Here is a 9081-nt window from a genome sequence, read left to right as displayed (position 1 = left end):
CGCCCCGGCCCCCCGGTCATCCCCTCGGACCGCGGTAAGTGCCCCTTCGACCCGCCCGCCGAGTACGCCCGGCTGCGCGCCGAGGAACCGGTCAGCCCGATCACCTTCCAGGTGGCCCCTAAGGACCCGTCCGGCTGGCTGGTGACACGGCACGACCTGGTCCGCAGCATCCTCGCCGACGAGCGTTTCAGCCACCGCAACGAACTGCTCGCGCACGTCGTCGCCCCGCCGTTCCCGATGACCGAGTACAACCCGCAGCCCTCGCCGCCCGGCTCCTTCGCCAAGACGGACGCGCCCGAGCACACCAAGTACCGGCGGCTGATGGCGGGCCACTTCACGCTGCGCAACGTGCAGCGGCACGAGCCGGAGCTGCACCGCATCGTCGACGAGGCGCTGGAGGAGCTGGCGGCCGAGGGCTCCCCGGCCGATCTGGTGACCGGCTTCGCGGACAAGGTCGCGCTGCGCTCGACGTGTTCGCTGATGGACGTGCCGGCCGAGCTGATGAACGGCATCCAGGAGCACTTCTCGGCACTGATGGCGCTCACCTACACGCTGGAGGAGTTCATCCACCACGTGGAGGCGATGGACGCCCTCATCCGTCCGATGATCCGCGAGCGGATGGCCGAGTGCGGCGAGGACTTCTTCGGCAGGCTGGCCGCGACCGGCGAGCTGAGCGAGGAGGAGCTGGTCAACATGGCCGTGCTCACCCTGGCCGGTGCGCTGGACACCACACCCAACATGCTGGCGCTGGCCACGTTCGCCCTGCTCGAACATCCCGATCAGCTGGCGCTGCTGCGCGGCCGGCCCGAGCTGTACGCGCAGGGGGCGGTGGACGAGCTGCTGCGTTACCTGACGATCTCGCACATGGGGTCCAGCCGGTGCGCGCTGGAGGACGTGGAGATCGGCGGGACCACGATCAAGGCGGGCCAGACGGTGGTGCTGTCGCTGCCGGCCGCCAACCGCGACCCCGAGGTGTTCGAGGACCCCGACCGGCTCGACGTCACCCGGGTGCCGCGCAAGCACCTGGCGCTCGGTTTCGGGGCGCACCAGTGCCTGGGCCAGCACGTGGCCCGCGCGAGCCTGCGGATCGGGCTGAGCAAGCTGTTCGAGCGGTTCCCCACCCTGCGGCTGGCCCAGCCGGCCGAGGAAGTGCCGCTGCGGGACCGTGCCGTGCACTACGGCGTGGACCAGCTGCTCGTGGGCTGGGACTGAGGCGGCCGTGGCGAAGGGACAGACCCCGCCGTTCCGGACGGTCGTCGACAGCCGGACGGAGACCGTGCACACGGTCCGGGCAGGGACGGCCGACGGCGGCCGGGTCCGGCTCACCCCGTACGACCTGCTGATCGGTCCCTGGTACGTGCCGTTGACCTTCTTCTACCGCGGGACGCTGGACGGGGCGGCGCTGCGCGATTCGCTGGCCCGGACGCTGCTGCGCTATCCGCCGCTGGCGGGGCGGCTGGAGCGGGACGCCGACGGCGGGATGAGCGTGCTGTGCAGCGACGCGGGCGTGCGCTTCACCGAGGCGTCCAGTCCCGAGCCGATGCGCGAGTTCGGTCACGGGCTGCGCGCGCAGCCGGTCATCGGGGACGTGGTGCGCGAGGTGAGTCCGTTCGGCGTGGTGTCCCGGGACACTCCCCTGCTGAAGATCCGGCTCACGCGGATGCGCGGGGGCGGTTCGGTGCTCGGCGTGCTGATCAACCACACGCTCGCGGACGGCGGCAGCGCGCTGGCCTTCCTGGAGAGCTGGTCGCGCGAGCACCTGGGGCTGCCCTGGGAGGAGCCCAGCCACGACCGCGGGGCGCTGGAGGCGCTGGGCAGGCCGTCGCAGGACCCGGCGACGCGGGACGGCCGTGTGTTCGCCCGCGTGGGCCGGTTGCGGCATCTGGCGACCAGCCTGCGCCCCGGGCTGCGCAGGCGCGCCACCGTCACCACCCGGTTCGAGGCGGCCGAGCTGGCCGCGATGAAGAGCGAGGCGCTGGGCGCCCTGACGGAACCGGGCGCCTGGGTGTCCACCAACGACGTGCTGACGGCCCATCTGTGGGGCGTCGTCGGCGAGTTGCGCGGTCAGGCGGACACGGCGGAGGAATGGCTGGGCCTGGTCGCCGGGGCGCGGTCCGGGCTCGGCGACGCGCTGCCGTCGGCGTACTGGGGGAACTGCGTCACCAAGAGCTGGACGTCGCTGCCCGCCGGTGAGCTGCGCGACCGGTCCCTGGGGGCGCTGGCGGACGAGGTGCGGCGGAGTCTGCGGAGCAACACCGAGGACAAGATCCGCGACGAGATCGCCTTCCTCGGCTCCCACCGCCGGCACGGCGTGCACCGTCATGTCATGTCGGCGGGGGGCCTCGACGCGTCCGAGGCGTCCCTGTCGGTCAACAACTGGTCGCGCTTCCCGTTGTACCGGATCGACCTCGGCGCCGGACGCCCGTTCTGGTACGAGTTCCCCGATCTGCCGGCGCCCACGGTGCACATCGCGCCGACACCCGAGGAGGACGGGGGCAGGGACGTGTACCTGTGTCTGTCCGAGTCGCACGCGGATCTGGCCCGTACTCCCCGCTGGCAGGAGAAGCTGCACCCGCACGCGGTCTCCGGGCACGCGCGGTGAACACCTGTCCGGGGCACCGGAGTTCCTGTCAATTTGCTGTCGATGCCCGGGGGACGCGCGTGGAGAACGAAATCGTGGTGTAAAGGGAACGGCCGGTCCTATACATCCACCGGATGCCGGAACCGCTTTCCCCTTATTACTCCCGGGTATATCCCAGCTCTCCTCCACTCCCCCAGCTCGTCCTTCCGCTTCTGATGACGGCCTTCCGTCCTCACTCGCATCCAGCGGTGCCCACCCGGGTGTCCGGAAAGGAGAAAGCCCACGTCAGCGACGTAACTCGTCCGCTCTCCCCGATCATCCGGCCGACGCGCCCTTCGTCCGGACACCACCCTCACCGAGCGTTCCGCTTACGCGTACGGCACACCGCCTGCGGCGAACATCCGCTTTCCGCGCGGAGGTTGCCGGGTCTTTCCTTCCCATGAACTCTTGATGACCGACGCCTCGCTGTGATCTGCTCCCCCCTAAGCTTTCAAGCGGCAATGGACGAGCACCAGGGTGGAGCCGCTCGGGCTCCCGCGCGCACGGCACCGGCTTGCCCGTCGTGGCCGGCCGCGTCACCGTCCGCCCGCCGCGTGACGCTCACGGAGTCCCGTCCGGCCACCCCGGGCGGTGGCCGGCGGCCCGTGCCACAGAGGGAGGGCCATCACCTTGATGCTGGAGCGCGAGTCCGAACTGGCGCGGGCGGCGTCGGCGTTGCGCCGCGCCGCGGGGGGAGAGGGCGGCCTCCTGGTCGTCCGGGGTCCGCTGGGAGTCGGCAGGTCCACCTTCCTCGAAGCGGTGGCGGGGATCGCGCACGGCGAAGGATTTCTGGTGCTCCGGGCGCAGGCGGCCGCCGCCGAGGAGAACTTCACGCTCGGCGTGGTACGGCAGCTGACGGACTCGGTGCCCGCGACCGAACCGGACGACGAGGACGGAAGCGTGCCGCGCGCGGTGTGCACAACGGGAGGTGCGCCGGAGGAGGCGGCGTACACGGGGGACACGGGGGTGCCGTCCGCCGTCGGTCCGCTCCCGCCGTGGGCCGGGCTGGTCTCCCAGCAGGCGCCGCGCCGGCTGGCCTCCCTCCTGAAGGCCGTGGCGTCGGACCGGCCGATCATGGTGATGGTGGACGACGTCCAGTGGTCGGACGGCGAGTCCCTGCTGGCGCTGCTGCCCTGTGTCGCCGGGCGACGACGACGTCGGGTCCTGTTCGTCCTGTCCGTCCTGCCGGGCGACGTGCGCGGCGCCAGGGAGTACGTCAGGCAGCTGCTGGACGCCGCCGACCACACGGTGGAGCTGTCCACGCTGGGCCGCGACAGTGTGCGCCTGCTGCTGGAGGAGGCGTGCGGCGCACCGGTCCACGGCGCGTTCGTCGACGTCCTGCGGCAGCGCTCCGGCGGCAGTCCCCTGCTGGTGAAGGCGCTGGTGGACGAGGTCCGCTACCAGGCGCTCGCGCCCGTCGCAGCCAACTGCGCCGCGGCGGCCGGGCTCCGGCCGGAGCGGGCCCGCCAGCGCCTGGCCGTCTTCCTGCGCGCGCAGCCGGACCATGTCCGGCGCGTCGCCTACGCGTTGGCGGTGCTCGGTGATGCCGCGGACCGGCAGCTGGTGACCCATCTGGCCGAGATCGACGAACAGCGGCGGGCCGAGGCGACGGACGTCCTGCGCCTGACCGGGCTGGTGGCGGAGCACTCGGACTCCCTCATCCCGGGAACGCTGCTGCGGGACCTCCTGGAGGAGAGCATGCCCGGGGCCGAGCTCACCGCCATGCGCGGGGTGGCGGCCGAAGTGCTGCACCGGACCGGCCATCCGGCCGAACTGGCCGCCGAACAGCTCATGTCGGTGGCCGTTCTGTGCGGCTCCGACGCGGTGGAGATCCTGCGGACCGCCGCGGACAGCGCCCTGCGCCGCGGTTCGCCGCGGGACGCCGCCCGCTATCTGCGGCGCGCGCTGCTCGACACCTCCGCCACGGGCCGCGACCGGGCCCGGCTGCTGATCGACCTGGCGATGGCCGAGCGCAGCTTCGCGTCGGCCGCCTCGCTGCGCCATGTCGCGGAGGCCGTGCCGCTGCTGGAGTCGGTACGGGAGCGGGCCGATGCCGTGACCCGCCTGGGTCCGCTCCTGATGGATCCGGCCGCGTTCCGCATCGACTCCGTGCGGCGTGACGTGGCCGAGGAACTGGGGCGCGCCGCGCCCCACGACTACATCGAACGGGAACTCGCCCTGCGCCTGGAGGCCCGGGAGAACGTGCTGGCGGCGCAGGACCCCGCGCACGTGCGGCGGGCCCTGCGGCGGTTCCGGGCACTGGGCCCCTCGCCCTCCCTGCGGACCACCGGGGAACGCGAGCTGGTGACGTCCCTGATGCACATCGCGTTCGTCGCCAACGCCGCCTCCGCCGACGAGCTGACGCTGCTGTGCACCCGGCTCCTGGAGCAGGAGGCGCCCGCCCCCGAGCACGTCCACAGCACGGTGCCGCTGGTCGTCAACATACTCGCCGGCGCGGGCCGGACGGAGGGCGCGGGCGGCTGGCTGCGCGAGGCGCACCTGCTGGCCCAGCGCCGGGGCGGTGACGTGGAGCAGGCCGTGATCCGCTCGGAGCAGGCGCTGGTCGCCCTCGCCGACGGGCAACTGGTGTACGCCCGGCAGAAGATGGTCCAGGCCGACGCCCTGGCCGGACCCGACACCGGGGGTCTGCCGACCATCTGCGCCGCCGTCCTGGCCATCGTCGCCCTGCACACCGAGGAGCCCCAGCTGGCGGAGCAGATCCTGGTCCAGCACCGGCTGCACGCCGAGAACGAGCACCTGGCGGCGCTGCTGCACCTGGCCCGTGGGATCCTCGCGGCCAGGCGCGGCGAGACCCGCACGGCGCTCGTCCACTTCCAGACGGCGGGCCGGCGCGCGGAGCGCATCGGCTGGCACAACCCGGTGACGGTTCCCTGGTCGTCCAGCGCCGCCCTCATGCACCACCGTCTCGGCGAGCACGAGGAGGCGGTGGCCGCGGCACTGTCGGAGGTGGAGCGCTCCCGCGCCTGGGGCGCCCCCGTCCGGCTGGGCAACGCCCTGGTGGCCCTGGGCAAGGTCTCACGGGGACGGGAGGGCGTGGACTTCCTCGAGGAAGCCGTCGATGTGCTGGAGAAGGGCCCCAACGAGCACGAACTGTGCCAGGCGCTGTACGCCCTCGGCACCCACGGCGAAACGGACCCCAGACGGCGCGCCTCCGTACTCGAACGGGCATATATGATGGCCCTCGACCAAGGGGCATCCGCTTTCGCGGAGAAAATCGCGCGGAAGAAATCCGGGGGAACTCGCGCGCCGTCCACTCCTAACGGCAGGCTTACACCGTCCGAACAGAAAGTTGCGCGTCTGGCGGCCGACGGTGCCAGCAATGCCGAGATAGCGGCCAAACTGGGCACGTCGTCGCGCATGGTGGAAAAGCATCTGACCAATTCGTACCGCAAACTCGGTATTTCGGGGCGCCCGGACCTGGCACGCGCCTTGGAGGCTCCGGACGGAACACCGGGCGCCTGACGACCACCGGTTCACGACCGCCTTCCCGCCTCGGGCGCACGCGGTCCGGGCGCGGGCAGCAAACGGGCAACTCGCGGGCGGCAAACGGGCATCCGGGCCGACCGATCCCTCGGCCGCCCTGGTCGGCGGGCCCGGGGCGGACGCGGTGCGAACGGTCCCCGATGGCGGCCGCGAACCGCAACGCCGACGACGATCGGGCTGCTCAGACAGGGTGGCCCACTCCCCCGTGTCCTTCCCGGGGCTTCGCGGGACCGAACCACCGAACCACCGAACCACAGTGTTTTGCGGTCGGCCAAAGGCAAGCTTGACCGTTCTGTAGGTGGATTCCTAGGCTCAGCCGCAGTTGATCAGAGATCCGTTCGGCGGGATCCATGACCGGGACCCCGTCGGGCTCGCACCACCTGTGATCAAATGCGTTGTCAGGTGGTGTGCGCAATCCCCCACATCTGAACGCAGAAAGACGGTGCGTCGCAGTGACCACGCACGTGACAGGTGCTCCGCACAACAGGGACAGGCGTTCCCCATCGCTTCACGCCGCCGCTCACCGGAATGCCCCGGAGTCCCGGACTCCCGCGCCGGGCAATCGCCGCTTTTACACGGCCCACATAGATCCCGACATACAGATCGTGGCCGCGGAACCCGACTTCTCCCGCCAGTTCGGCCGCACCTCGGCCGACACCTGCGGCCGCAGTCTGTACGAGTTGCTCCACCCTTCCGCTCCCTCGGTGCTGAACCGCCACTTCACCCGGCTCTCCGAGGGCCGCTCCGCCCGCTTCGCCGAGCGCATGGTCGGTCTGGGGAACGCCGGCCGGGTGTTCTCCGGCGAACTGACCGGCATCGCCGTGCAGAACACCACCGGGCGGCTGGCCGGCATCGTCGTGCAGGTACGACCGGACACGGAGGCGGACACCACGGACGGCAAGGACGTGATCGGCCCGCCGCGGGAGCGGCTGCTCAGCAAGCTCGACGCGCAGGTCCTGGAAGGGATCGCCGCGGGCGCGTCGACCGTGCAGCTCGCGGCCCGGCTGTACCTCAGCCGGCAGGGGGTCGAGTACCACGTCGGTCTGATGCTGCGCAAGCTCAAGGCTCCCAACCGGGCCGCGCTGGTGGCGCGCGCCCACTCCATGGGCATGCTGACGGTCGGCCAGTGGCCGCCTCGCGTCCTGCCCGAGTTCATCAAGTAGGTCTGTTCGTCGGGTAGTTCGAAGCGAAACCCGGTGGGTCCGGTGGGTCCGGTGGTGCCTTGCGGCGCTGCGGACCGGCACCCGTCCGGGGACCTTCCCGCGACCGTCCGGCACCTGACCGAGGCCGGACTTCGGCTCCCGCACCGGCACATGGCGGCCGTACCACCCCTATTGGTACGGCCGCCTGCTCGTGTGCCCGCGGCGGTCGTCCGCCGCCGCGGGCCGGCCGCCTACTGCTCCAGGGTGCGGCTGATGAGGTCGAACAGTTCGTCGTCGCTGGCGTCCTCCAGGCGGTCGCCGAGTGACGCGTCGTCCAGTCCCGCGCCCGGGCCGGTGTCCTCGCCGGCGCCGCCCTCGACCTCGGCCAGCAGAGCCCTGAGCCGTGTGCCGAGCAGGCTCCGCGCGTCCCGGTCGGGGTTCGCCCGCATGATGCGCGTGATGCCGGTCTCGAGCTCGGCGAGCATGCCCGCCACCGTCCCGCCCTCACCGGTCAGTTCGGCGTCCAGGTGACGGGCGAGGGCCGTCGGCGTCGGGTGGTCGAAGACGAGTGTCGTGGGCAGGCGCAGTCCCGTGTCCTTCGTGAGCCGGTCGCGCAGTTCGACGGCGGTGAGGGAGTCGAACCCGAGGTCGCGGAAGGCCCGTTCGGCGGGAACGGCGGCCGGGTCGGCGTGGCCGAGCACCGTGGCCGCGGCCTGCCGGACGTGCTGCTCGAGCGCGGCCGTCCGGTCCGCGGCCGGCAGGGCCGTCACCCGTTCGACGAGAGCCGGGCGCGCCGCACCCGGGGCGTGCGGTCCCGCAGGCTCCTGATGGGCCGTCAGGGCCGCCGCGGCCTGCGGGAGGGTGGTGAGCAGCGGGCTGGGCCTGCGGCTGGTGAACGCGGGTGCGAACCGATCCCACTCCACGTCCGCGACCACCACCGCGCCGTCCCCGGCCTCCAGCGCGCGCTCCAGTCCCAGGAGGGCACGGCCCGGTTCCATGATGCGCAGACCGCGACGCTCCAGCTCGGTGACGCCCGCCTCCGACACCATGCCTCCGCCCGACCACGGGCCCCACGCGACCGACAGCCCCGGCTCGCCGCGGCCACGGCGGGCCTGCGTCACGGCGTCGGCGCAGGCGTTGGCCGCCGCGTACACCGCCTGGCCTCCGCTCCCCCACACGCCCGCGATCGACGAGAAGACGACGAACGCCTCCAGAGCCCATCCACGCGTCAGCTCGTCGAGATGCACCGCGCCCAACGCCTTGGCTCGCAGGGCGCGTTCCAGACGTTCGGGGGTCATCGCCTCGATGAGGTCGTCGTCCAGGACGCCTGCCGCGTGGACGATGCCGTCGACCCGGTGGGCGGCGAGCAGGGCGGTCACCTCGTCGCGTTCCGCCACGTCGCACGCCACGACCTCGACGCGCTCCGCTCCGGCCGCGCGCAGACGCGCCACCAGGTCGGCGACGCCCGCCGCGGACGGCCCGCCCCGGCTCGTCAGGACGAGTTCCCTGGCGCCGCGTTCGGCGAGCCAGTGGGCCACCCGTGCGCCGAGGGCGCCGGTGCCGCCGGTGACCAGCATGCGGGCGGGAGCCGTCCAGGCGGCGTGCGGCACGGCGTCGGTCGCCGGCGGGGAAGCCGGACGCAGGCGTCGCGCATACGCCGTCGTGCCGTGCAGGGACACCTGGTCCTCGTCCGCGCGTGTCAGCAGCGAGGCGAGGAGACCGAGCTGCGGTCGGGTCGCCCGGTGCGGCACGTCGATCAGCCCGCCCCACCGGTCGGGGTGCTCCAGGGCCGCCACCCGTCCCAGGCCCCAGACG

Annotated in this window: 5 protein-coding genes; 4 read left to right on the top strand and 1 reads right to left on the bottom strand. The window is 72.6% G+C overall.

Going from position 1 to position 9081, the window contains the following annotated elements; translation table 11 throughout:
• From CCN29_RS10975 to CCN29_RS10960, 4 genes are all read left to right on the top strand, one after another.
• Positions 1–1212: cytochrome P450 (locus CCN29_RS10975; protein ID WP_442538310.1), on the top strand; the 1212-nt coding region annotated here is incomplete at its 5' end.
• Between the two features lie 7 nt (positions 1213–1219).
• Positions 1220–2602 carry an acyltransferase gene (locus CCN29_RS10970; RefSeq protein WP_189409531.1) on the top strand — a complete coding sequence of 461 codons (1383 nt, stop codon included), beginning with the start codon at positions 1220–1222 and terminating at the stop codon, positions 2600–2602.
• 651 nt (positions 2603–3253) lie between these two features.
• Positions 3254–6103 (top strand): helix-turn-helix transcriptional regulator, encoded by a 2850-nt coding sequence (locus CCN29_RS10965; protein WP_031023464.1) that lies wholly within the window; start codon positions 3254–3256, stop codon positions 6101–6103.
• Positions 6104–6531: 428 nt separating this feature from the next.
• A complete protein-coding gene (locus CCN29_RS10960) occupies positions 6532–7287 on the top strand; it encodes a helix-turn-helix transcriptional regulator (RefSeq protein ID WP_323807140.1) in 756 nt (251 codons plus the stop codon).
• 230 nt (positions 7288–7517) lie between these two features.
• Here the strand turns inward: CCN29_RS10960 and CCN29_RS10955 are convergent.
• A partial coding sequence (locus CCN29_RS10955) for a beta-ketoacyl reductase (protein WP_143661306.1) occupies positions 7518–9081 on the bottom strand: 1564 nt, incomplete at its 5' end.

Origin of the sequence: Streptomyces pseudogriseolus, from assembly GCA_002154585.1 — a bacterium.
GTDB classification, from domain to species: Bacteria; Actinomycetota; Actinomycetes; order Streptomycetales; family Streptomycetaceae; genus Streptomyces; species Streptomyces pseudogriseolus.
This window is presented reverse-complemented; position numbering and strand designations above follow the sequence as displayed.

What these genes read in the sequence shown, in the direction of transcription:
- CCN29_RS10965 (WP_031023464.1), top strand. Translation starts at nt 3,254, where the DNA reads ATGCTGGAGCGCGAGTCCGAACTGGCGCGGGCGGCGTCGGCGTTGCGC.